General features: G+C 62.2%; 23 protein-coding genes and 1 tRNA gene. 19 read left to right on the forward strand and 5 right to left on the reverse strand.

The genetic code is table 11. The features are described 5' to 3' along the window. Window positions 1-18: 18 nt before the first annotated feature. The 3 genes from V3314_RS08110 to V3314_RS08120 all read right to left on the reverse strand — a co-directional run bounded on the left by V3314_RS08110 (window position 19) and on the right by V3314_RS08120 (window position 3,314). A complete protein-coding gene (locus V3314_RS08110; RefSeq protein ID WP_085600677.1) occupies window positions 19-912 on the reverse strand; it encodes a bestrophin family ion channel in 894 nt (297 codons plus the stop codon). Between the two features lie 200 nt (window positions 913-1,112). Beyond that, a complete protein-coding gene (locus V3314_RS08115) occupies window positions 1,113-2,015 on the reverse strand; it encodes a transporter substrate-binding domain-containing protein (RefSeq protein WP_085600675.1) in 903 nt (300 codons plus the stop codon). Between the two features lie 27 nt (window positions 2,016-2,042). After that, window positions 2,043-3,314 carry a D-amino acid dehydrogenase gene (locus V3314_RS08120; protein ID WP_322493300.1) on the reverse strand — a complete coding sequence of 424 codons (1,272 nt, stop codon included), beginning with the start codon at window positions 3,312-3,314 and terminating at the stop codon, window positions 2,043-2,045. A gap of 107 nt (window positions 3,315-3,421) precedes the next feature. Here V3314_RS08120 and V3314_RS08125 point away from each other — a divergent pair, with 107 nt between their 5' ends. Then, window positions 3,422-4,327: a LysR substrate-binding domain-containing protein gene (locus V3314_RS08125; RefSeq protein ID WP_196183030.1), complete on the forward strand. Its 906-nt coding sequence runs from the start codon at window positions 3,422-3,424 to the stop codon at window positions 4,325-4,327. A gap of 269 nt (window positions 4,328-4,596) precedes the next feature. Here V3314_RS08125 and V3314_RS08130 read toward each other — a convergent pair. Beyond that, window positions 4,597-4,681: transfer RNA gene (locus V3314_RS08130), tRNA-Leu, on the reverse strand. A 107-nt stretch (window positions 4,682-4,788) separates the two neighbouring features. Between V3314_RS08130 and queA the strand changes: the two genes are divergently transcribed. From queA to V3314_RS08160, 6 genes are all read left to right on the forward strand, one after another. Then, window positions 4,789-5,838, forward strand: a complete 1,050-nt coding sequence (gene queA / locus V3314_RS08135) for a tRNA preQ1(34) S-adenosylmethionine ribosyltransferase-isomerase QueA (protein ID WP_046615816.1) — start codon at window positions 4,789-4,791, stop codon at window positions 5,836-5,838. 14 nt (window positions 5,839-5,852) lie between these two features. Further along, window positions 5,853-6,968, forward strand: coding sequence for a tRNA guanosine(34) transglycosylase Tgt (gene tgt, locus V3314_RS08140; RefSeq protein WP_013971009.1), 1,116 nt, complete (start codon window positions 5,853-5,855; stop codon window positions 6,966-6,968). A 42-nt stretch (window positions 6,969-7,010) separates the two neighbouring features. Beyond that, window positions 7,011-7,346 (forward strand): preprotein translocase subunit YajC, encoded by a 336-nt coding sequence (gene yajC / locus V3314_RS08145; RefSeq protein WP_003259111.1) that lies wholly within the window; start codon window positions 7,011-7,013, stop codon window positions 7,344-7,346. 64 nt (window positions 7,347-7,410) lie between these two features. Beyond that, window positions 7,411-9,273, forward strand: coding sequence for a protein translocase subunit SecD (secD, locus tag V3314_RS08150; RefSeq protein WP_046615815.1), 1,863 nt, complete (start codon window positions 7,411-7,413; stop codon window positions 9,271-9,273). Window positions 9,274-9,283: 10 nt separating this feature from the next. Next, complete coding sequence (secF, locus tag V3314_RS08155) at window positions 9,284-10,192, forward strand: protein translocase subunit SecF (RefSeq protein WP_046615814.1); 909 nt, start codon at window positions 9,284-9,286, stop codon at window positions 10,190-10,192. Between the two features lie 119 nt (window positions 10,193-10,311). Further along, window positions 10,312-10,854, forward strand: a complete 543-nt coding sequence (locus tag V3314_RS08160; protein ID WP_013971012.1) for a glycine zipper 2TM domain-containing protein — start codon at window positions 10,312-10,314, stop codon at window positions 10,852-10,854. Window positions 10,855-11,023: 169 nt separating this feature from the next. On the opposite strand, the gene suhB is transcribed toward V3314_RS08160, so the two are convergent. Further along, window positions 11,024-11,842 (reverse strand): inositol-phosphate phosphatase, encoded by an 819-nt coding sequence (gene suhB, locus V3314_RS08165; RefSeq protein WP_025337769.1) that lies wholly within the window; start codon window positions 11,840-11,842, stop codon window positions 11,024-11,026. A 151-nt stretch (window positions 11,843-11,993) separates the two neighbouring features. On the opposite strand from suhB, the gene trmJ reads away from it, so the two are divergent. The 12 genes from trmJ to rlmN all read left to right on the forward strand — a co-directional run bounded on the left by trmJ (window position 11,994) and on the right by rlmN (window position 20,938). Next, a complete protein-coding gene (gene trmJ, locus V3314_RS08170; RefSeq protein ID WP_015269011.1) occupies window positions 11,994-12,749 on the forward strand; it encodes a tRNA (cytosine(32)/uridine(32)-2'-O)-methyltransferase TrmJ in 756 nt (251 codons plus the stop codon). 3 nt (window positions 12,750-12,752) lie between these two features. After that, on the forward strand, window positions 12,753-13,538 hold the full coding sequence (gene cysE / locus V3314_RS08175) for a serine O-acetyltransferase (protein ID WP_046615813.1): 786 nt from the start codon (window positions 12,753-12,755) through the stop codon (window positions 13,536-13,538). Between the two features lie 180 nt (window positions 13,539-13,718). Next, window positions 13,719-14,210 carry a Fe-S cluster assembly transcriptional regulator IscR gene (gene iscR, locus V3314_RS08180; RefSeq protein ID WP_008092572.1) on the forward strand — a complete coding sequence of 164 codons (492 nt, stop codon included), beginning with the start codon at window positions 13,719-13,721 and terminating at the stop codon, window positions 14,208-14,210. A 46-nt stretch (window positions 14,211-14,256) separates the two neighbouring features. Next, on the forward strand, window positions 14,257-15,471 hold the full coding sequence (locus tag V3314_RS08185) for an IscS subfamily cysteine desulfurase (RefSeq protein ID WP_338460126.1): 1,215 nt from the start codon (window positions 14,257-14,259) through the stop codon (window positions 15,469-15,471). Between the two features lie 46 nt (window positions 15,472-15,517). Continuing rightward, window positions 15,518-15,904 carry a Fe-S cluster assembly scaffold IscU gene (gene iscU, locus V3314_RS08190; protein ID WP_003248539.1) on the forward strand — a complete coding sequence of 129 codons (387 nt, stop codon included), beginning with the start codon at window positions 15,518-15,520 and terminating at the stop codon, window positions 15,902-15,904. A 28-nt stretch (window positions 15,905-15,932) separates the two neighbouring features. Next, a complete protein-coding gene (iscA, locus tag V3314_RS08195; RefSeq protein WP_003257854.1) occupies window positions 15,933-16,256 on the forward strand; it encodes an iron-sulfur cluster assembly protein IscA in 324 nt (107 codons plus the stop codon). Between the two features lie 8 nt (window positions 16,257-16,264). Then, the gene (gene hscB, locus V3314_RS08200; RefSeq protein ID WP_046615812.1) at window positions 16,265-16,786 is read left to right on the forward strand and encodes a co-chaperone HscB; all 522 of its coding nucleotides are present in this window, start codon (window positions 16,265-16,267) and stop codon (window positions 16,784-16,786) included. Window positions 16,787-16,828: 42 nt separating this feature from the next. Further along, the gene (hscA, locus tag V3314_RS08205; RefSeq protein WP_046615811.1) at window positions 16,829-18,691 is read left to right on the forward strand and encodes a Fe-S protein assembly chaperone HscA; all 1,863 of its coding nucleotides are present in this window, start codon (window positions 16,829-16,831) and stop codon (window positions 18,689-18,691) included. Between the two features lie 3 nt (window positions 18,692-18,694). Next, window positions 18,695-19,036, forward strand: coding sequence for an ISC system 2Fe-2S type ferredoxin (gene fdx / locus V3314_RS08210; protein WP_013971020.1), 342 nt, complete (start codon window positions 18,695-18,697; stop codon window positions 19,034-19,036). Window positions 19,037-19,046: 10 nt separating this feature from the next. Beyond that, window positions 19,047-19,247: a Fe-S cluster assembly protein IscX gene (gene iscX, locus V3314_RS08215; protein ID WP_003257859.1), complete on the forward strand. Its 201-nt coding sequence runs from the start codon at window positions 19,047-19,049 to the stop codon at window positions 19,245-19,247. Between the two features lie 89 nt (window positions 19,248-19,336). After that, a complete protein-coding gene (gene ndk / locus V3314_RS08220) occupies window positions 19,337-19,768 on the forward strand; it encodes a nucleoside-diphosphate kinase (protein WP_023382208.1) in 432 nt (143 codons plus the stop codon). Window positions 19,769-19,792: 24 nt separating this feature from the next. Beyond that, the gene (rlmN, locus tag V3314_RS08225; protein WP_046615810.1) at window positions 19,793-20,938 is read left to right on the forward strand and encodes a 23S rRNA (adenine(2503)-C(2))-methyltransferase RlmN; all 1,146 of its coding nucleotides are present in this window, start codon (window positions 19,793-19,795) and stop codon (window positions 20,936-20,938) included. Window positions 20,939-20,945 lie beyond the last annotated feature (7 nt).

The following is a 20,945-nucleotide window of genomic DNA, read 5'->3' on the forward strand; positions in this document are numbered from 1 at the left end:
AGCAGCCCCGGCTATCGATCAGGCACCACCAACTTCGGCACACTGCGCTTCCCGCTGCATCGACTCCAGGTTGCGTTCGATCGTCTCGCAAATGCTGTCCATCTGGATCTGGTGTTCACTGAGTCTGAACGGGCTCTGCAAATCCGTCCCGATCCGCTCGATGGCCAGCAGCATGAAGCCCACCACCGTCGAAGCCAGCGGCGTGAACCAGCCCAGCGATTCCACCAGCCCCACCGGTACGATCAGGCAGAACAGAGTGATGAACAGCCGCGGAAAGTACACGTAAGGGTAGGGCAGCGGCGTATTGGCGATCCGTTCCATGCCACCCTGGGCATTGGACAGGTCCACCAGCGTCGATTCCAGCCTTGCCAGGCGAATGCTGTCCAGCCGCCCGGCCTGGTACTCACGCGCCAGCAATGCCGCCGAACCACTCAAAATGTCGTTGGCGAAATTGTTCGAGCGGTTGCGCCGCTCGAATTCCGCAGGCGGGATGAACGCCATCAGTTCATCCGGGCAGCGCTCACCCTTCAAGTGTGCCGCCAGGCAGTTCACATAGGCGATATGCCTGCGCAGCAGGGTAGCCTTGACCGGGTTCAGGCCATCTTCCGGGTCATCGATCAGGGTCAGCGCCTGCCGTGCGAAGCTGCGCGAACTGTTCACCAACGCCCCCCACAAGGTGCGCGCTTCCCACCAGCGGTTGTAGGCGCTGCTGTTGCGAAAGCTCACCAGCACCACCAGCGCCGAGCCCAGCAAGGTCAGCGGAATCAGCGGCAGGGTGAACTTGCTGTTGAAGAACAGCATGAAATCGATGGTGACCAGCACATCCCAGATCAACAGCCAGAACAGCGACCAGCCGATGTAGCCGACGGTCTTCACGACCAGGCGGTACTTGCGGGTGATGATGTCTTTCACGCGGGGTACCTCGAAGCGCGGGTGATGCAGGATCGGACGTCGAGGGATGGGCATGGTTCGGTGTGGTTCGTCAGGGGTTGTTACCAGACGTGTTCACAGAAAGCCCGAGCGTGCGGCGCTCACCCAGTAGCGACGTCTGGCAGTGACGCTTGCAGGTCACTGCCGCCGTGATCCATACGGAGGTGGACGCCGAGCAGAAACTATTGCACCGGATCACTCACCGGCTTGGCAAAGATGGCCTTGAGTTCGCTGGTCATCGGGAACTCCAGGTTCAGGCCTTTAGGCGGAATCGGCTGTTCGAACCAGCGCTGGTAGATCCCGTTGATTTCCCCTGAGCTGTACAGCTCGCCCAGCGACGCGTTCACCAGCGCGAGGAACTGCGGGTCATCCTTGCGCACCATGCAGCTGTAGATTTCCCGTGACTGCTCTTCCCCGACCACCACCCAATTGTGCGGGTCGCGGGCCTTGGCGCGTTCGCCGTAGAGCAATGCATCGTCCATGTAGAACGCCGCCGCCCGACCGGACTGCAACATCTGGAAGGCCTCACCATGGTCCTTGGCGCTGATCACGTACATGTTCATCTTGTTATCGACGTTGTAGCTTTTCAGGTAGCGTTCGTTGGTGGTGCCTGCGGTAGTCACCACATTCTTGCCGCGCAGGTCGGCGAAACTCTTGATCCCGCTGTCCTTGGCCGTCAGCAACTGGCCTTTGACATAGATGAACCCATAGGAAAACGCCACCTGTTTCTGGCGCTCTGCGGTGACGCCGGTCGAGCCGCACTCCAGATCAACGGTACCGTTCTGCACCAGCGGAATGCGGGTTTGCGATGTCACCAGGTTGTATTTCACCCTGAGCTGGGGCAATGCCAGCTTCTGCTTTACCCGCTCGACGATCTTGTTGGCCAGGTCTACCGAGTAGCCCATGGGTTGTCCCGAGTGGTCGCCCACATAAGAGAACGGTACTGAAGCATCGCGATAGCCCAGGGTGATGCTGTTGGCTCTGGCAATCTTGCCCAGGGTAGGCCCCAGCGCTGCTTCGTCAGCATGGGCCTGGGTGCCTAGCAACAGGCCAAGGGTGCAGCCGATCAACGTGATTTTTCGCATTGTTATTCTCCGTTGTAGATGAGGGGATCAGAAACATGCTGCAGTACGGTTATTTCCACCAGCCGCACGGGCGGTGAAACCCTGCAGGTCGATGGAGGGGCGGCGTTGGCCGATCAGTTCACTCAGCAGACGTGCGCTGGCGCAGGCCAGGGTAAAGCCCAGAGCACCATGGCCAAGGTTCAGCCACAGGTTGCGATACGCCGTTGCGCCCAGCAGCGGCACGCCGCTAGGCGTGGCCGGACGCATGCCGGCCCATTCGATGGCGTAGTCATAATTACCGGCATTGGCGAAGGTCTCGCGGGCTTGGCGCCTGAGCAAGGCCAGGCGCTTGGGGTCCAGCGTCGGATCGAAACCGACAATGTCGACCATCGCCGCCACCCGCAACTGTTCACCGATCCGGGCGTAGACGATCTTGCGGTCGTAGTCGGTGATGCTCAGGTCCGGCGCCCGGTGCTGGGCGCCGATCGGTACTGTCAGGCTATAACCCTTGAGCGGATACAGCGGCAGGTCGATGCCTGGCAGTGCCAGCAACGCACTGCGATGGCCGGCCGCAACCACCAGGTGCTCCACCGGCAGCACTTCGTCGTCCAGTTCAATCGCATTCACCATGCCATGCGCATGGCGAATTCCGGACACCGCCTGGCCCAGACGGAACTTGCAGCGTCCCGACGCCTGCAAGCGCGCCGCCAGCTGCTGGCAAAAGCTGTAGCAATCGCCGACCTCTTCATCCGGGGTATAGATGGCGCCTACAAAGGGCGCCTCCATCAGCGCTGGGTCCAGACGGGCACAGTCGGCGTGCGATAGCACCTGTTGTTGCTGGGGCACGGCAAGGTTCTTGCGCGCATGCTCGAAGCTGCTGGCCTTGCGGAAGGTGACCAGCTTGCCGTTGCGCCGCCAGTTGAAACCGCCCAGGCCGTCCTCCTCACGCCAGGCTTGCAAGGTCGACTGGCTCAGCAGGGCGAGGCGCAGCAGATGGCCGGCGTTGGCGCGGTTGACCGAGGAGCGGCAAGCCCCAAGGAATGCTGCCATCCAGCGCCACTGCGCACGATCGAAGCGCGGGCGCAATCGCAGCGGCGATTCACCGCGCAGCATCCAGCCAATGGCCTGCAATGGCACGCCGGCGTCGGCCAGGGGCGCCACGTAGCGATAGGACAGCTGGCCGCCGTTGGCGAAGCTGGTTTCACTGCCCAACGAATCGCGAGCCTCGATCAGCGTCACGTCAAAGCCGTCGCGTACCAGTGCGTAAGCGGTTGACAAGCCAATGACGCCACCGCCGATGATGCATACTTGCTGAGCCATGTCAGTCCTTGGTCGTGGTTGGAACGAGGCTGAGGTTAGGGCCAGGTGACAGGTGGCGAAAAATGAATAAAGATCGCTGAGCCATAAACAAAGGTTATGGACTTGCCATGCGCCTTCGCCATATCGAGATTTTCCAGGCCATCCGCCAGACCGGCTCGGTCAGCGGTGCCGCACAGTTGCTGCACGTTTCCCAGCCTGCCGTGACCAAGGTTCTGCAGCACGCCGAGCAGCAACTGGGCTTTCCGTTGTTCCTGCGGGTGCGCGGCAAGCTTCAGCCCACGCCCGAGGCGCTGGAGCTGGAGCGTGAGGTCGACAAGGTAACGGAGAGTCTGCAAGGGGTGCGACGCCTGGCGCAAAGCCTGCGTCGCGCGCCGGGCCACAGCCTGCGGATCGGTGCGACCCCGGCACTGGCCCTGTCGCTGCTGCCGCCGGCCATTCATGAATGGACCCAGCGGTACCCGGAAATCGCCTGCGAGCTGTCCAGCGCCCACAGTCGCGAACTGGTGCAGAACCTGTTGATGCGGGAGATCGACGTCGCCCTGACCCTGCAGCAGCCAGATCACCCTGCGCTCAAGGCTCAGGCACTGGCCAGCGGGGTGTTGGTAGCGTTGGCGCCGGCAGGTTATTGGCCACAGGAAGATGAAGGCAAGCCGCTGTCGTTGATGGCATTGGCCGATGCTCCCTTGATCGGGCTGTCCAGCGCCGACCCGCTGTCGGTGCGCCTCGACAGCTACCTCAAGGCGGTGGAGCCGCCGCCACGGGTGAGCATTGCGGTGCAGACCTATTCACTGGCCAGGGCGATGGTCGAATCCGGTGCTGGGCTGGCCGTCATCGACCCCTTCACCGCCCTTGGCGCGGCGCCTGGGGTGACCGCTATTCGTCCGCTGGCCCCGGCGTTGCCGATCACCTTGTATGCGGTGACCCGCGTTGCCGAACCGTCAGCGCATACACTGAGCGAGCTGCTGACGATTTTCAGCAGCCGTGCCCAGGGGCAGCTGGATCGCTGGCGCTGATTGCAGATATGCCCGGAAAGCGCATCAATGTCAGCCCGGACTCTCATGGAACTGCACATAATTAATTGAATTAGCAGGGACACCGTGGGAGCGGGCGTGCCCGCGAACACCGGCGGAGCCGGTGCCATACACCGCGTTGGGCGTTTCGCGGGCTCGCCCGCTCCCACAAGGGAATATGACACGCTCTCGAACATTGTTCCCTGTGCGACAGCGCAGCCCAGATCGCAGGCGAAAAAAAACCGACCATAAGGTCGGTTTTTTTCGGATCTTGGTGCCCCGAGGGAGACTCGAACTCCCACTCCTTTCGAAAACGGATTTTGAATCCGCCGCGTCTACCAATTCCGCCATCAGGGCATGTGGCGCGCAGTATAGAGAGCCGCCGCTGGTCGGTCAATCGGCTTTCATGGTCAATTTTCACACATTGGGCTAAACTTCCCGGCCCTGCCGAACCGAACATTATCATGCGCGTCGCCGATTTTTCCTTCGAACTCCCCGATTCCCTGATCGCCCGCCACCCGTTGGCCGAGCGCCATGGCAGCCGTCTGCTGGTGCTCGATGGGCCAACCGGCGCGCTGGCGCACCGGCAATTCCCCGACCTGCTCGAGTACCTGCGCCCGGGTGACCTGATGGTGTTCAACAACACCCGGGTGATTCCGGCGCGCCTGTTCGGCCAGAAAGCTTCCGGCGGCAAGCTGGAAGTGCTGGTCGAGCGCGTCCTCGACAGCCACCGGGTGCTGGCCCATGTGCGCGCCAGCAAGGCGCCGAAGGAAGGCGCGGTGATCCTCATCGATGGCGGCGGCGAGGCCGAAATGGTCGCGCGCCATGACACGCTCTTCGAGCTGCGCTTCACCGAAGAAGTGCTGCCACTGCTCGACCGCGTCGGCCACATGCCGCTGCCGCCCTACATCGACCGCCCGGACGAGGGCGCTGACCGTGAGCGCTACCAGACCGTGTATGCCAAACGTGCCGGTGCGGTCGCCGCGCCCACCGCAGGCCTGCACTTCGACGAAGCGCTGCTGGAAAAGATCGCCGCCAAGGGCGTCGAGCGGGCTTTCGTCACCTTGCACGTGGGCGCGGGCACCTTCCAGCCGGTGCGGGTCGACAAGATCGAAGACCACCACATGCATAAAGAGTGGCTCGAAGTGGGCCAGGATGTGGTCGATGCCATCGAGGCCTGCCGCGCCCGTGGCGGCCGGGTGGTCGCGGTCGGCACCACCAGCGTGCGTTCGCTGGAGAGCGCCGCGCGCGATGGCGTGCTCAAGGCCTTCAGCGGCGACACCGACATCTTCATCTACCCGGGCCGGCCGTTCCATGTGGTCGACGCGCTGGTCACCAATTTCCACCTGCCGGAGTCCACGCTGCTGATGCTGGTCTCGGCCTTCGCCGGCTACCCCGAGACCATGGCCGCCTACGCGGCGGCGGTCGAGCAGGGGTACCGCTTCTTCAGTTACGGTGATGCCATGTTCATCACCCGCAATCCGGCGCCACTCGGGCCCGAGGATCAAGCATGAGTCGCACCTGTCGAATGTCCTTCGAACTGCTGGCCACCGACGGCAAGGCCCGTCGTGGCCGCATCACCTTCCCACGGGGCACCGTGGAAACCCCGGCGTTCATGCCGGTGGGCACCTATGGCACGGTCAAGGGCATGCTGCCGCGCGACATCGAGGCCATCGGCGCCGAGATGATCCTGGGCAACACCTTCCACCTGTGGCTGCGTCCGGGCACCGAGGTGATCAAGAAGCACAACGGCCTGCACGACTTCATGCAGTGGAAAGGCCCGATCCTCACCGACTCCGGTGGCTTCCAGGTGTTCAGCCTGGGCGCCATGCGCAAGATCAAGGAAGAGGGCGTGACCTTCGCCTCGCCGGTCGATGGCGCCAAGGTGTTCATGGGCCCGGAAGAGTCGATGCAGGTTCAGCGTGACCTGGGCTCGGACGTGGTGATGATCTTCGATGAGTGCACCCCGTACCCGGCGGAGCACGACGTGGCGCGCGCGTCCATGGAGCTGTCGCTGCGCTGGGCCCAGCGCTCGAAGAACGCCCACGCCGACAACACCGCGGCGCTGTTCGGTATCGTCCAGGGCGGCATGTACCAGGACCTGCGCATGCGCTCGCTGGAGGGCCTGGAAAACATCGGCTTCGATGGCCTGGCCATCGGCGGCCTGTCGGTAGGCGAACCCAAGCATGAAATGATCAAGGTGCTGGATTATCTGCCAGGCCAGATGCCTGCTGACAAACCTCGTTACCTTATGGGGGTAGGCAAACCGGAAGATCTCGTTGAGGGTGTGCGCCGCGGCGTCGACATGTTCGACTGCGTGATGCCGACGCGTAACGCGCGCAACGGTCATCTGTTCGTCGATACAGGGGTGATCAAGATCCGCAATGCGTTCCATCGCCACGATGATTCGCCGCTGGATCCGACCTGTGACTGCTACACCTGCACCAACTTCTCCCGCGCCTATCTCCATCACCTGGACAAGTGCGGCGAAATGCTGAGCAGCATGCTGAATACCATCCACAACTTGCGCCATTACCAGCGCTTGATGGCCGGTTTACGCGAGGCTATTCAACAGGGTAAATTGGCCGCCTTTGTCGACGCCTTCTACGCCAAGCGCGGGCTTCCTGTGCCGCCTTTGGACTGACTGTCCGCATCCATTATTAGAAAATTACATTAGGAGTGCCCAATGAGCTTCTTGATCCCCGCCGCATACGCGGACGCCGCAGCACCTGCCGCCGGCCCAGCCGGTACCGGCTTCGAGTGGATTTTCCTGGTCGGTTTCCTGGTCATCTTCTACCTGATGATCTGGCGCCCGCAGGCCAAGCGTGCAAAAGAGCAGAAGAACCTGCTGAGCAACTTGCAGAAGGGTGACGAAGTTGTCACCAACGGCGGCATCGCCGGCAAGATCGTCAAGGTTTCCGATGATTTCGTGGTACTGGAAGTTTCCGACAACGTCGAGCTGAAGTTCCAGAAGGGTGCCATCGCGGCCACCCTGCCAAAAGGTACGCTCAAGGCTATCTGAGTTACCGGTTTCATTTTTCCAGTCGGGGCGCGCAAAGCGCCCCGCGTCTTGAACGGGCGGCGTGATGCTGAACAAATACCCTCTGTGGAAATACGCACTGATCGTGCTGGTACTGGCGATCGGTTTTATTTATTCCGCTCCCAACCTCTACCCGGATGATCCGGCGGTACAGATCAGTGGTGCCAGTTCGGCGCTGCAGGTGAACCAGGCTGACCTCGACCGCGTCAGCAAGGCGCTGGGCGATGCCAAGATCGCCGTGAAGGGCGCTAGCCTGGGTGAGAAGGGCAGCGGGCTGATCCGCCTGACCAATCAGGAAGACCAGCTGCCAGCCAAGGATGTAGTGCGCAAGGCACTGGGCGATGATTACGTCGTGGCCCTGAACCTGGCCCAGACTACGCCGCAATGGCTGCGCAACCTGGGCGCAAGCCCGATGAAGCTGGGCCTGGACCTGTCCGGTGGTGTGCACTTCCTGCTGGAAGTGGACATGGACAAGGCCATGAACGCCCGCATGAAAGTCTACGAAGGCGAGGTCAAGACCTTGCTGCGCAAAGAGCGCATCCGCTACCGCAGCCTGCCTCAGCAGGATGGCGGTATCATGCTGGGCTTCGCTGACGATGCTACCCGCGAACAGGCCCGTGCCCTGATCCGCAAGAATTTCAACGACTTCGACCTGACCACCACCGAGCGCAACGAGCTCGCCGTGCTGCGTCTGGCGCTGACCCAGGCGAAAGTCGCCGAGATCCGCGAATACTCGATCAAGCAGAACCTCACTACCGTCCGCAACCGGGTCAACGAGCTGGGTGTAGCCGAGCCGCTGGTACAGCGCCAGGGCGCCAACCGCATCGTGGTCGAGCTGCCAGGCGTGCAGGACACTGCCGAAGCCAAGCGTATCCTGGGTAAAACCGCCAACCTGGAGTTCCGTTTCGGTGCAGAGCCGGGCGCGTCCAAGGCCACTACCGAGGTGTTCGAGTTCCGTGAAGGCGGCCGTTCCGCCGCGGTCGAGCGCGGCCTGATCATCACCGGTGACCAGGTAACCGACGCCCAGGCCAGCTTCGACGAGCAAGGTCGCCCGCAGGTGAACATCCGCCTCGATGGCCACGGTGGCGAGCTGATGACTCGCGCTACCCGCAGCAACGTCGGTCGCAGCATGGCGGTGATCTTCATCGAGCAGAAGCCGGTCACCCGCTACGTCAAGCAGACCGTCGACGGCGTCGAGAAGGACGTTGCCGTACAGAGCTTCCAGGAAGAGAAGAAGATCATCAGCCTGGCGACCATCCAGTCGCCGCTGGGCAGCCAGTTCCGCATCACCGGCCTGAACGGCCAGGGCGAATCGTCCGAACTGGCCCTGCTGCTGCGTGCCGGTGGCCTGGCTGCGCCAATGTACTTTGCTGAAGAACGCACCATCGGCCCAAGCCTGGGTGCTGACAACATCACCAAGGGCATCGATGCGTCGCTGTGGGGCATGCTGTTCGTCTCGCTGTTCATCATCGCCATCTATCGCGCCTTCGGTGTGATCGCCACCATTGCCCTTGCAGGCAACATGGTCCTGCTGCTGGCGCTGATGTCGCTGCTGGGCGCAACCCTGACCCTTCCGGGTATTGCCGGTATCGTGTTGACCATGGGTATGGCGGTGGACGCCAACGTGCTGATCTTCTCGCGTATCCGCGAAGAGCTGAACGCTGGCATGTCGGTGCAGCGCGCCATTCACGAAGGCTTCAATCGCGCCTATACCGCGATCATCGACGCCAACCTGACCAGCCTGCTGGTCGGCGGCATCCTGTTCGCCATGGGTACCGGCCCGGTCAAAGGCTTTGCGGTCACCATGTCCCTCGGGATTTTCACCTCGATGTTCACCGCCGTCATGGTGACCCGTGCAATGGTCAACCTGACCTGCGGCGGGCGTGACATCAAGAAGCTGTGGGTTTGAGGGAGCTGCGATGAAAACCATCAACTTCATGGGCGTGCGCAATGTCGCGTTCGCCGTTACCGTGCTCCTCACCGTGCTGGCGCTGTTCAGCTGGTGGCAGAAGGGCCTTAACTTCGGCCTGGACTTCACCGGCGGTACGCTGATCGAGCTGACCTACGAGCGCCCGGCCGATCTCAAGGCGGTGCGTGCCGAGCTGGTCAATTCCGGCTTCAACGAGGCGGTGGTGCAGAGCTTCGGCGCCACCACCGACCTGCTGGTGCGCATGCCGGGCGATGACCCGCAGCTGGGCAACAAGGTTGCCGAGGCCCTGCAGAAGGCTGGCGGCGACAACCCGGCCAAGGTCAAGCGTGTCGAGTTCGTTGGCCCGCAGGTGGGTGAAGAGCTGCGTGACCAGGGCGGCATGGGTATGCTCCTGGCCTTGGGCGGCATCCTCATCTACCTGGCATTCCGCTTCCAGTGGAAGTTCGCCGTGGGTGCGATCGTCTCGCTGATCCACGACGTGGTGGTGACCCTGGGTATCCTGTCGTTCTTCCAGATCACCTTCGACCTGACGGTACTGGCGGCGGTGCTGGCGATCATTGGCTACTCGCTGAACGACACCATCGTCGTGTTTGACCGGGTGCGCGAGAACTTCCGCGTCATGCGCAAGGCCTCGCTGATCGAGAACATCAACGTTTCCACCACCCAGACCCTGCTGCGTACCATCGCCACTTCGGTTTCCACCTTGTTGGCCATTGCCGCGCTGCTGTTCTTCGGTGGCGACAACCTGTTCGGCTTCTCGCTGGCCCTGTTCATCGGCGTCATGGCCGGTACCTATTCGTCGATCTATATCGCCAACGTGGTGCTGATCTGGCTGAACCTGAGCAGTGAAGACCTGATCCCGCCGGCCAAGACCGACGGTGTGGACGACCGTCCGTAAGGCGTACTCCATGCCGTTTGGCGGCCCAAAAGGCGTGAGTGTTGAACTCGCGCCTTTTTTTTTACTCCAAGGCTGGGAGAAGGCGGGTCGGACCCGCGGGTTATGATCAGGAGGTTCATGTGAACAAATCAATGCTTGTGGGTGCGGTACTGGGTGCTGTCGGTGTGACTGCCGGAGGTGCTGTCGCGACCTACAGCTTGGTCAACAAGGGGCCTGAATATGCACAGGTCACCGACGTGCAACCGATCAAACAACAGGTAAAAACCCCCCGTGAGGTCTGCAAGGACGTCGCCGTGACACGGCAGGCGCCGGTCAAGGACCAGCACCAGATCGCCGGTACCGTGGTGGGCGCCATTGCCGGTGGCCTGCTGGGTAACCAGATCGGTGGTGGTAGCGGCAAGAAGATCGCCACCGTGGCCGGTGCGGTCGGTGGTGGTTATGCCGGTAACAAGGTGCAGGAGGGCATGCAGGAGCGTGACACCTACACTACCACGCAAACCCGCTGCAATACGGTCAACGACATCAGCGAGAAAGTGGTGGGCTACAACGTGAAGTACACCATTGGCGACAAGGTGGGGCAGGTGAAGATGGATCACGAGCCCGGGTCGACCATTCCGCTGGACAAGAATGGCAAGCTGATCCTCAGCGAAGCCGGGCAGTAATTTGAGTTGCCTGTACCGGCCTCTTCGCGGGTGAACCCGCTCCCACAGTGATCGCACAACCCTGTGGGAGCGGGTTCACCCGCGAAGAGGCCGGCACAGGCAATGCAAAACTGTCAGGCACAAAAAAAGCACCCCTAGGGGTGCTTTTTTGTTTGCCGGCAATCCGCGCTTAGCGCTTCATGTTCTCTGGCAGGTGCGGCTGGATAGCAGTCAGCACGGCCTTGAAGCACTTGATGTTGCCCGCAACGATATGGCCCTTGTCGAGGAAGTCATGGCCACCGTTGAAGTCGCTCACCAGGCCGCCCGCTTCCTGGATCAACAGCACGCCGGCTGCCATGTCCCATTCGGACAGGCCCGACTCCCAGAAGGCGTCGAAACGGCCGGCGGCCACATAGGCCAGGTCCAGGCTGGCGGAGCCCGCGCGGCGGATGCCAGCGGTCTGGCCAGTCAGGGCGCGGAACATGCCCAGATAGTTGTCCAGGTCAGCCATCTGGCTGTCACGGAACGGGAAGCCGGTGCCCAGCAGGGCGCCTTCCAGGCTGGTGCGCGAGCTGACACGCAGGCGGCGGCCGTTGAGCTGGGCGCCACGGCCACGGCTGGCGGTGAACTCTTCCTGGCGAACCGGGTCGACGATCACGGCGTGCTCAAGGCGGCCACGGTATTTGCAGGCGATGCTGACCGCGAAGTGCGGGATGCCACGCAGGAAGTTGGTGGTGCCATCCAGCGGGTCGATGATCCACAGGTAATCCTTGCCTTCTTCGCCGCTACCCGCGTGCAGGCCGGTTTCCTCGCCCTGGATGGAGTGGTTCGGGTAGGCCTTGCGCAGGGCGTTGACGATGCTCTGCTCGGCGGCGCGATCGACTTCGGAGACGTAATCCTTGGCCTCTTTCTCATCGACCTTGATGCTATCCAGGCGTTCGATGGAGCGGAAAATCAGTTCACTGGCGCTGCGAGCGGCGCGCAGGGCGATATTCAGCATAGGCTGCATGGGCGGGTCACCTGGAGATGTTAAAGAAGAAAGCCGATCATTCTAGCAGAAAACTTTGGCGGCAGAAGTGTCACATTTGCTTTCGTGGCGTTACGTCTGTCGGTTCTGTAAGATCGAAGGCCCTGATTCCTGCATCTGTGAGCACAACACCTTGCTGCAAAATATTCGTGTTGTTCTGGTCAATACCAGCCACCCCGGCAACATCGGCGGCGCTGCACGTGCCATGAAAAACATGGGCTTGTCGCGTCTGGTGCTGGTGCAGCCGAAAGAATTCCCCGCCGTGGATGCCAGTGCCCGAGCCTCGGGTGCCGACGATGTGCTGGACAACGCCCAGGTGGTCGACAGCCTCGAGCAGGCGCTGGTCGGCTGTAACCTGGTGATGGGCACCAGCGCCCGTGAGCGGAGCATCCCCTGGCCGCTGATCGGCCCGCGCGAGTGCGGTGCCAAGGCGGTGGAGCACGCCAACGGTGGCGAGGAAATCGCCCTGGTGTTCGGGCGTGAACACGCCGGCCTGACCAACGAAGAACTGCAGCGATGTCACTTCCACGTGCACATTCCCTCCAACCCCGACTTCAGCTCGCTGAACCTGGCCGCCGCTGTCCAGGTGCTCTCCTACGAGGTGCGCATGGCCTGGCTTGCCGCTGGTGCGGTGCCGGGCAAGGTCGAGAAGGTTGACGCCAGCGAGCTGGCGACCATGGACGAAATGGAGCTGTTCTACGACCACCTGGAGAAGACCTTGGTCGGTATCGGCTTTCTCGACCCCGAAAAGCCCAAGCACCTGATGCCGCGCCTGCGTCGGCTGTATGGGCGGGTGGCGGTCGAACGTTCGGAAATGAGCATTTTGCGCGGCATCCTCACCGAGACCCAGAAAGTGGTCCGGGGCGAGCCGCATAAACGGAAGGACTGACAGATGTTCGAACGCCTGCGTGAAGATATTCAAAGCGTATTCCACCGTGACCCTGCTGCGCGCAACGCCTTCGAGGTGCTGACCTGCTACCCGGGCATGCACGCCATCTGGCTGCACCGGCTGGGCAATGCCCTCTGGAAGCGTGATTTCAAGTGGCTGGCCCGCCTGGTGTCCAACTTCGGTCGCTGGCTGACCGGTATCGAGATCCACCCCGGCGCCACCATCGGCCGGCGCTTCTTCATCGACCACGGCATGGGCATCGTAATCGGCGAAACCGCCGAAATCGGCGACGATGTCACCCTTTACCAGGGCGTGACCCTGGGTGGTACCAGCTGGAACAAAGGCAAGCGCCACCCCACCCTGGAAAACGGCGTGGTGGTAGGGGCGGGGGCCAAGGTGCTGGGCCCGTTCACCGTCGGTGCCGGAGCCAAGATCGGTTCCAATGCGGTGGTGACCAAGGCAGTGCCGGCTGGCGCCACTGCGGTCGGCATCCCGGGGCGAATCATCGTCAAGAGCGAAGACAATGAGGTCGAGGCCAAGCGCAAGGCCATGGCCGAGAAGATCGGTTTCGACGCCTATGGTGTCAGTGGCGACATGCCCGACCCGGTGGCTCGTGCCATCGGCCAGATGCTCGACCACCTGCAGGCAGTCGACGAGCGGCTGGAGGGCATGTGCGGCGCCCTGACCAAGATGGGCAGCGATTACTGCGCCAAGGAGCTGCCAGCCCTGCCGGAAGATGACTTCACGGAAGTTGCCCAGGTGGCTCAGCGCGACACTCAATCGCATTGATTGCGCCGCGCTGAAATCACGGTGACATACGGGGCGTGTGCTCACGCCCCCCTGTCTGCTACAATCGCGCCCGCCTCCCTGATGCAAACCCGACTAAAGCACTAGGTCTAATAGTTGACTTAAATGCTCGGGAATTGCATACTCGCTCACATCCTGTAACTCCCGTGGTACCCAATAGCCATGCGACTGACTACCAAAGGCCGATACGCCGTGACCGCCATGCTCGACCTGGCGTTGCACGCGCAGCATGGGCCGGTGTCTTTGGCCGACATTTCCGAGCGCCAGGGCATTTCCCTCTCTTATCTGGAACAGCTGTTCGCCAAGCTGCGCCGCAGCAGCCTGGTCTCCAGCGTGCGTGGTCCAGGCGGTGGCTACCAGCTGTCGCGAGGCATGGAAACCATCCAGGTGGCCCAGGTCATCGACGCGGTCAACGAATCGGTCGATGCCACCCGTTGCCAGGGCCTCGGGGACTGCCATGCCGGTGACACCTGCCTGACCCACCACCTGTGGTGCGACCTCAGCCAGCAGATCCATGAATTCCTCAGCGGTATAAGCCTGGCCGACCTCGTCATGCGCCGTGAGGTGCAGGAAGTCGCCCAGCGCCAGGACCTGCGTCGTGTCGCAGGCCGAACCGCCCAGCTGGACAAGATTGAGACGTCCGCCGTCGATTGATCCCACCGGGACGACGAGCGACGCCACCGCCTGATAGGAGAGACAAATGAAGTTGCCGATCTACCTCGATTACTCCGCGACCACCCCGGTCGATCCACGCGTGGCCCAGAAGATGGCCGACTGCCTGCTGGTCGACGGGAACTTCGGTAACCCGGCTTCGCGCTCCCACGTCTTTGGCTGGAAAGCCGAGGAAGCGGTGGAGAACGGTCGTCGCCAGGTTGCCGAGCTGATCAACGCCGATCCGCGCGAAATCGTCTGGACCAGTGGTGCCACCGAGTCCGACAACCTCGCACTCAAGGGCGTCGCGCACTTCTATCAGACCAAGGGCAAGCACATCATCACCTCCAAGATCGAGCACAAGGCGGTCTTGGATACCGCTCGCCAGCTGGAGCGTGAAGGTTTCGAAGTCACCTACCTCGAGCCAGGCGAAGACGGCATCGTCACTCCGGCCATGGTCGAGGCGGCGCTGCGCGACGACACCATCCTGGTATCGCTGATGCACGTGAACAACGAAGTCGGCTCGATCAACGATATCGCCGCCATCGGTGAAATGACCCGCTCGCGCGGCGTGCTGTTCCACGTTGACGCCGCGCAGTCGGCCGGCAAGGTCGAAATCGACCTGCAGAAGCTGAAGGTCGACCTGATGTCGTTCTCGGCGCACAAGGTCTACGGCCCGAAAGGAATCGGCGCGCTGTACGTCAGCCGTAAGCCGCGTGTACGCCTGGAAGCCATCATTCACGGTGGTGGCCATGAACGCGGCATGCGTTCGGGCACCCTGCCGACCCACCAGATCGTCGGCATGGGCGAAGCCTTCGCTATCGCCAAGCAGGAAATGGCCGCAGAAAACGTGCGCATCAAGGCCCTGAGCGACCGCTTCTTCAAGCAGGTTTCGGACCTCGAAGAGCTGTACGTCAACGGCAGCAAGACTGCCCGCGTACCACACAACCTGAACCTGAGCTTCAACTACGTCGAAGGCGAATCTCTGCTGATGTCTCTGAAGGACATCGCCGTATCGTCCGGTTCGGCCTGCACCTCCGCGTCGCTCGAGCCGTCCTACGTACTGCGCGCCCTGGGCCGCAACGACGAGCTGGCGCACAGCTCGATCCGCTTCTCTTTCGGCCGCTTCACCACCGAAGAAGAAGTCGACTACGCCGCGCAGAAAGTCTGCGAGGCCGTCAACAAACTGCGTGAGCTGTCGCCGCTGTGGGACATGTACAAAGACGGCGTTGACATCTCCAAGATCGAGTGGGCCGCCCACTAAGCAGTCGCCGGCAAGAGCGGCTCCCTGATGAGGAAGGAATTGCACCATGGCATACAGTGAAAAGGTCATCGACCACTACGAAAACCCGCGCAACGTCGGCAAGATGAACGCCGAAGACCCGGACGTCGGTACCGGCATGGTCGGCGCCCCGGCCTGCGGTGATGTGATGCGCCTGCAAATCAAGGTCAACGAGCAGGGCGTGATCGAAGACGCCAAGTTCAAGACCTACGGCTGCGGTTCGGCCATTGCTTCCAGCTCCCTCGCCACCGAGTGGATGAAGGGCAAGACCCTGGACGAAGCCGAGACCATCAAGAACACCCAGCTGGCCGAAGAACTGGCGTTGCCGCCGGTCAAGATCCACTGCTCGGTACTCGCCGAAGACGCCATCAAGGCAGCCGTACGCGATTACAAGCAGAAGAAAGGCTTGATCTAAGTCGCCTGTTGCGAGGTAAGGAGTCCTGATGGCTATCAGCATGACAGAAGCCGCCGCCAACCACGTGCGGCGTTCCCTGGAAGGGCGCGGCAAGGGCGAAGGTATTCGCCTGGGCGTGCGCACCACCGGTTGCTCGGGCCTGGCCTACGTGCTGGAGTTCGTCGACGAGCTGGCGGACGAAGACCAGGTGTTCGAGAACCATGGCGTCAAGGTGATCATCGATCCCAAGAGCCTGGTCTACCTCGATGGCACCGAACTGGACTTCGTCAAGGAAGGGTTGAACGAAGGCTTCAAGTTCAACAACCCCAACGTGCGCGGTGAGTGTGGCTGCGGCGAAAGCTTCAACGTTTGAGGCTGGCTGTGGGTACTCCTTGTCATTTCGCATTGTTTGACCTCCAGCCAAGTTTCCGCCTGGATCTCGACAAGCTGGCCACTCGCTATCGCGAGCTGGCCCGCGAAGTCCATCCCGACCGCTTTGCCGACGCTTCCGAGCGCGAGCAGCGCGTGGCGCTGGAAAAATCCGCGGCCCTCAACGACGCCTACCAGACACTGCGCAGTGCGCCGCGTCGCGCCCGCTACCTGCTGGCCATCGGCGGCCACGAAGTGCCTCAGGAGGTCACGGTCCACGACCCTGACTTCCTGTTGCAGCAGATGCAATGGCGTGAAGAGCTCGAAGAACTGCAGGACGAAGCTGACCTCGATGGCGTGGCTGTGTTCAAGAAGCGTCTGAAAGCCGCTCAGGACACGCTGAACGAGGACTTCGCCGCCTGCTGGGACGCCCCTGGCGAGCGTGACAAGGCCGAGCGCCTGATGCGCCGCATGCAGTTCCTCGACAAGCTCGCTCAAGAAGTGCGCCAACTGGAAGAGCGCCTCGACGATTAACCCGGTGCTGCCCGTGATGGCACCTAAGGTATTCAGATAAGCATGGCCCTACTGCAGATTGCCGAACCCGGTCAAAGCCCTCAGCCGCATCAGCGCCGCCTGGCGGTGGGGATCGACCTGGGTACCACCAACTCCCTGGTCGCCGCACTGCGCAGCGGCCGTAGCGAGCCCCTGCCCGACGCACAGGGCAACGTCATTCTGCCGTCCGCGGTGCGCTACCTCGAAGGGCGCAGCGAAGTGGGGCAGGCTGCGCGGGATGCCGCTTCCAGCGACCCGCTGAACACAGTGCTGTCGGTCAAGCGCCTGATGGGGCGCGGCCTGGCCGACGTCAAGCAACTGGGCGAGCAGCTGCCGTACCGCTTCGTTGGCGGTGAGTCGCACATGCCGTTCATCGACACCGTACAGGGGCCTAAGAGCCCGGTGGAAGTGTCCGCCGACATCCTCAAGGTGCTGCGCGAGCGTGCCGAAGCCACCCTGGGTGGTGAACTCGTCGGTGCCGTGATCACCGTGCCGGCCTATTTCGACGATGCCCAGCGCCAGGCCACCAAGGACGCTGCGCGCCTGGCCGGCCTGAACGTGCTGCGCCTGCTCAACGAGCCGACCGCCGCAGCCGTGGCCTATGGCCTGGACCAGAATGCCGAAGGTGTGGTGGCCATCTATGACCTGGGCGGCGGTACCTTCGACATTTCCATCCTGCGCCTGACTGCCGGCGTATTCGAAGTGCTGGCCACCGGTGGCGATACCGCCCTGGGTGGTGACGACTTCGACCACGCCATTGCTGGCTGGATCATCGAGCAGGCCGGGCTGTCGTCCGACCTGGACCCGGCCACCCAGCGCGCGCTGTTGCAGACTGCCTGCGCTGCCAAGGAAGCCCTGACCGACGCCGACGTGGTCAGCGTCAGCCATGGCACCTGGCAGGGCGAGCTGAGCCGCGCCGGTTTCGAAGCCATGATCGAGCCCATGGTCGCCCGCAGTCTCAAGGCCTGCCGCCGCGCCGTGCGTGACAGCGGTATCGAGCTGGAAGAAGTCAGCGCCGTGGTCATGGTCGGTGGTTCGACCCGCGTACCGCGTGTGCGTGAAGCTGTCGGCGCACTGTTCGGCCGCACTCCGCTGACCTCGATCGACCCCGACCAGGTGGTGGCCATCGGTGCCGCCATCCAGGCCGATACCTTGGCCGGCAACCGCCGCGAAGGTGGCGAACTGCTGCTGTTGGATGTCATCCCGCTGTCGCTTGGCCTTGAGACCATGGGCGGGCTGATGGAGAAGGTGATCCCGCGCAACACCACCATCCCGGTGGCGCGTGCTCAGGAGTTCACCACCTATAAAGATGGCCAGTCGGCCATGATGATCCACGTGCTGCAGGGCGAGCGCGAGCTGATCAGCGACTGCCGCTCGCTGGCGCGCTTCGAGCTGCGTGGCATCCCGGCCATGGTCGCCGGTGCGGCGAAAATCCGCGTCACCTTCCAGGTCGACGCCGACGGCCTGCTCAGCGTCGCCGCCCGCGAGCTGGGCTCGGGCGTGGAAGCCAGCATTCAGGTCAAGCCATCCTACGGCCTGACCGACGGCGAAATCGCCCGCATGCTCAAGGATTCCTTCGAACACGCAGGTTCCGACAAGCAGGCCCGCCAGCTGCGCGAGCACCAGGTGGACGGCGAGCGCCTGCTCGAAGCGGTACAGGGCGCCCTGGACGCCGACGGTGAGCGCCTGCTCAGCAGTGACGAGCGCGACGCCATCGAATTCCAGATGCAAGAACTACGTGATTTGCTGGCCGGCACCGATGGCGCAGCCATCGAGCAACAGACCAAGCGTCTGTCGCAGGTGACCGACGCATTTGCCGCCCGTCGCCTTGATTCGACGGTCAAAGCCGCACTGGCCGGGCGCAACCTGAATGAGATCGAGGAGTAACCGATGCCGCTGGTGACATTCCTGCCGCATGAGAAGTTCTGCCCCGAAGGGCTGACCGTGGAAGTCGAGACCGGGACCAACATCCTGGAGCTGGCCCACGACCATCACATCGAGATGGAAAGCGCCTGCGGCGGCGTCAAGGCCTGCACCACTTGCCACTGCATCGTGCGCAAGGGCTTCGACTCGCTCGAAGAGGCCGACGAACTGGAAGAGGACATGCTGGACAAGGCCTGGGGCCTGGAGGCTCAATCGCGCCTCGGCTGCCAGGTGGTCGTCGCTGACCAGGACCTGGTCATCGAGATCCCCAAGTATTCGCTCAACCACGCCGCCGAAGCGCCGCACTGAGGTTTGCCCCATGAGCCTGAAATGGATTGATGTACTTGAGATCGCCATCCAGCTTGCAGAAAGCAAGCCGGAAGTCGATCCTCGTTATGTGAATTTCGTCGATCTGCACCGCTGGGTGCTGGCTTTGCCAGAATTCAGCGACGATCCGTCACGCGGCGGTGAGAAAGTGCTCGAGGCCATCCAGGCGGCCTGGATCGAAGAAGCCGACTGAACGCGTCCTGCAGGTTAGGCAATCCCCTGGAACCCGCGTATAATTCGCGGGTTTAATTTTTCGCAACACTCATATTTCTGGAGTTTTCCATGGCTGTTCAACGTACTTTCTCCATCATCAAGCCTGACGCCGTTGCCAAGAACGTCATCGGCGAGATCACCACTCGTTTCGAGAAAGCCGGCCTGCGCGTCGTCGCTTCGAAAATGAAGCAACTGTCCAAAGCCGAAGCCGAAGGCTTCTACGCCGAGCACAAAGAGCGCGGCTTCTTCGCTGACCTGGTTGCCTTCATGACTTCCGGCCCGGTCATCGTTCAGGTTCTGGAAGGCGAAAACGCCGTTCTGGCCAACCGCGAGCTGATGGGCGCCACCAACCCGAAAGAAGCTGCTGCCGGCACCATCCGTGCTGACTTCGCCGTTTCCATCGACGAAAACGCTGTTCACGGTTCCGACTCGGAAGCTTCGGCTGCCCGCGAAATCGCTTACTTCTTCTCCGCTACCGAGCTGTGCGACCGCATTCGCTAAGCGAAGCAGGTCTTGGGTGATTCCATGAGTGACATGACTGGCAAGATCAACCTGTTGGGCCTGACCCTGCAGGAAATGGAAAAATTCTTCGAGTCGATCGGAGAGAAGCGTTTTCGTGCCGGTCAGGTCATGAAATGGATTCACCACTTTGGCGTCGACGATTTCGCCGCCATGACCAATGTCGGCAAGGCCTTGCGCGAAAAGCTCGAGGCCGTTGCCGAGATTCGGGGCCCGGAAGTGGTCAGTGAAGACATTTCCGCCGACGGTACCCGCAAGTGGGTGGTCCGCGTTGCCTCCGGCAGCTGCGTCGAGACCGTCTACATCCCCACCGACGATCGCGGCACCCTGTGCGTGTCGTCGCAAGCCGGCTGTGCCCTGGACTGCAGCTTCTGCTCCACCGGCAAGCAAGGCTTCAACAGCAACCTCACCGCCGCCGAAGTGATCGGCCAGGTGTGGCTTGCCAACAAATCCTTCGGGACCGTTCCGGCCAAGATCGACCGCGCCATTACCAACGTGGTCATGATGGGCATGGGCGAACCCCTGCTGAATTTCGATAATGTCATCGCCGCCATGAAGATCATGATGGAAGATCTGGGCTATGGCATTTCCAAGCGTCGCGTCACACTGTCCACCTCGGGCGTGGTGCCGATGATCGACGAGCTGGCAAAGCACATCGACGTGTCGCTGGCCCTGTCGCTGCACGCACCGAACGACGAACTGCGCAACAAGCTGGTACCGATCAACAAGAAGTACCCGCTGAAGATGCTGCTGGAATCGTGCATGGGCTACATGTCCACCCTGGGTGGCAAGCGCGTGCTGACCATCGAGTACACCCTGCTCAAGGACGTAAACGATCAGCCTGAGCATGCTGCGCAAATGATCGAGCTGCTGCGCGACGTACCATGCAAGATCAACCTGATCCCGTTCAACCCGTTCCCGCACTCCGGCTACGAGCGGCCAAGCAACAACGCCATCCGCCGTTTCCAGGACCTGTTGCACCACGGTGGCTTCAACGTCACTACCCGCACCACCCGTGGTGATGACATCGACGCTGCCTGTGGTCAGCTGGTCGGCCAGGTCAACGACCGCACCCGCCGCAGCGAGCGCTACATCGCTGTGCGCCAGCTGTCCGCGGACGCCGAGCTGCAAGACAGCCCCGCCAGCCACTGACCGGGAC

The organism is Pseudomonas sp. TE3-3-F2023, from assembly GCF_036784815.1.
GTDB classification, from domain to species: Bacteria; Pseudomonadota; Gammaproteobacteria; order Pseudomonadales; family Pseudomonadaceae; genus Aquipseudomonas; species Aquipseudomonas pudica.

What these genes read in the sequence shown, in the direction of transcription:
- yajC (WP_003259111.1), top strand. Translation starts at nt 7,011, where the DNA reads ATGAGCTTCTTGATCCCCGCCGCATACGCGGACGCCGCAGCACCTGCC.
- V3314_RS08185 (WP_338460126.1), top strand. Translation starts at nt 14,257, where the DNA reads ATGAAGTTGCCGATCTACCTCGATTACTCCGCGACCACCCCGGTCGAT.
- V3314_RS08125 (WP_196183030.1), top strand. Translation starts at nt 3,422, where the DNA reads ATGCGCCTTCGCCATATCGAGATTTTCCAGGCCATCCGCCAGACCGGC.
- cysE (WP_046615813.1), top strand. Translation starts at nt 12,753, where the DNA reads ATGTTCGAACGCCTGCGTGAAGATATTCAAAGCGTATTCCACCGTGAC.
- iscR (WP_008092572.1), top strand. Translation starts at nt 13,719, where the DNA reads ATGCGACTGACTACCAAAGGCCGATACGCCGTGACCGCCATGCTCGAC.
- V3314_RS08120 (WP_322493300.1), bottom strand. Translation starts at nt 3,314, where the DNA reads ATGGCTCAGCAAGTATGCATCATCGGCGGTGGCGTCATTGGCTTGTCA.
- iscU (WP_003248539.1), top strand. Translation starts at nt 15,518, where the DNA reads ATGGCATACAGTGAAAAGGTCATCGACCACTACGAAAACCCGCGCAAC.
- secD (WP_046615815.1), top strand. Translation starts at nt 7,411, where the DNA reads ATGCTGAACAAATACCCTCTGTGGAAATACGCACTGATCGTGCTGGTA.
- fdx (WP_013971020.1), top strand. Translation starts at nt 18,695, where the DNA reads ATGCCGCTGGTGACATTCCTGCCGCATGAGAAGTTCTGCCCCGAAGGG.
- ndk (WP_023382208.1), top strand. Translation starts at nt 19,337, where the DNA reads ATGGCTGTTCAACGTACTTTCTCCATCATCAAGCCTGACGCCGTTGCC.
- rlmN (WP_046615810.1), top strand. Translation starts at nt 19,793, where the DNA reads ATGAGTGACATGACTGGCAAGATCAACCTGTTGGGCCTGACCCTGCAG.
- tgt (WP_013971009.1), top strand. Translation starts at nt 5,853, where the DNA reads ATGTCCTTCGAACTGCTGGCCACCGACGGCAAGGCCCGTCGTGGCCGC.
- V3314_RS08115 (WP_085600675.1), bottom strand. Translation starts at nt 2,015, where the DNA reads ATGCGAAAAATCACGTTGATCGGCTGCACCCTTGGCCTGTTGCTAGGC.
- iscA (WP_003257854.1), top strand. Translation starts at nt 15,933, where the DNA reads ATGGCTATCAGCATGACAGAAGCCGCCGCCAACCACGTGCGGCGTTCC.
- hscA (WP_046615811.1), top strand. Translation starts at nt 16,829, where the DNA reads ATGGCCCTACTGCAGATTGCCGAACCCGGTCAAAGCCCTCAGCCGCAT.
- secF (WP_046615814.1), top strand. Translation starts at nt 9,284, where the DNA reads ATGAAAACCATCAACTTCATGGGCGTGCGCAATGTCGCGTTCGCCGTT.
- iscX (WP_003257859.1), top strand. Translation starts at nt 19,047, where the DNA reads ATGAGCCTGAAATGGATTGATGTACTTGAGATCGCCATCCAGCTTGCA.
- suhB (WP_025337769.1), bottom strand. Translation starts at nt 11,842, where the DNA reads ATGCAGCCTATGCTGAATATCGCCCTGCGCGCCGCTCGCAGCGCCAGT.
- queA (WP_046615816.1), top strand. Translation starts at nt 4,789, where the DNA reads ATGCGCGTCGCCGATTTTTCCTTCGAACTCCCCGATTCCCTGATCGCC.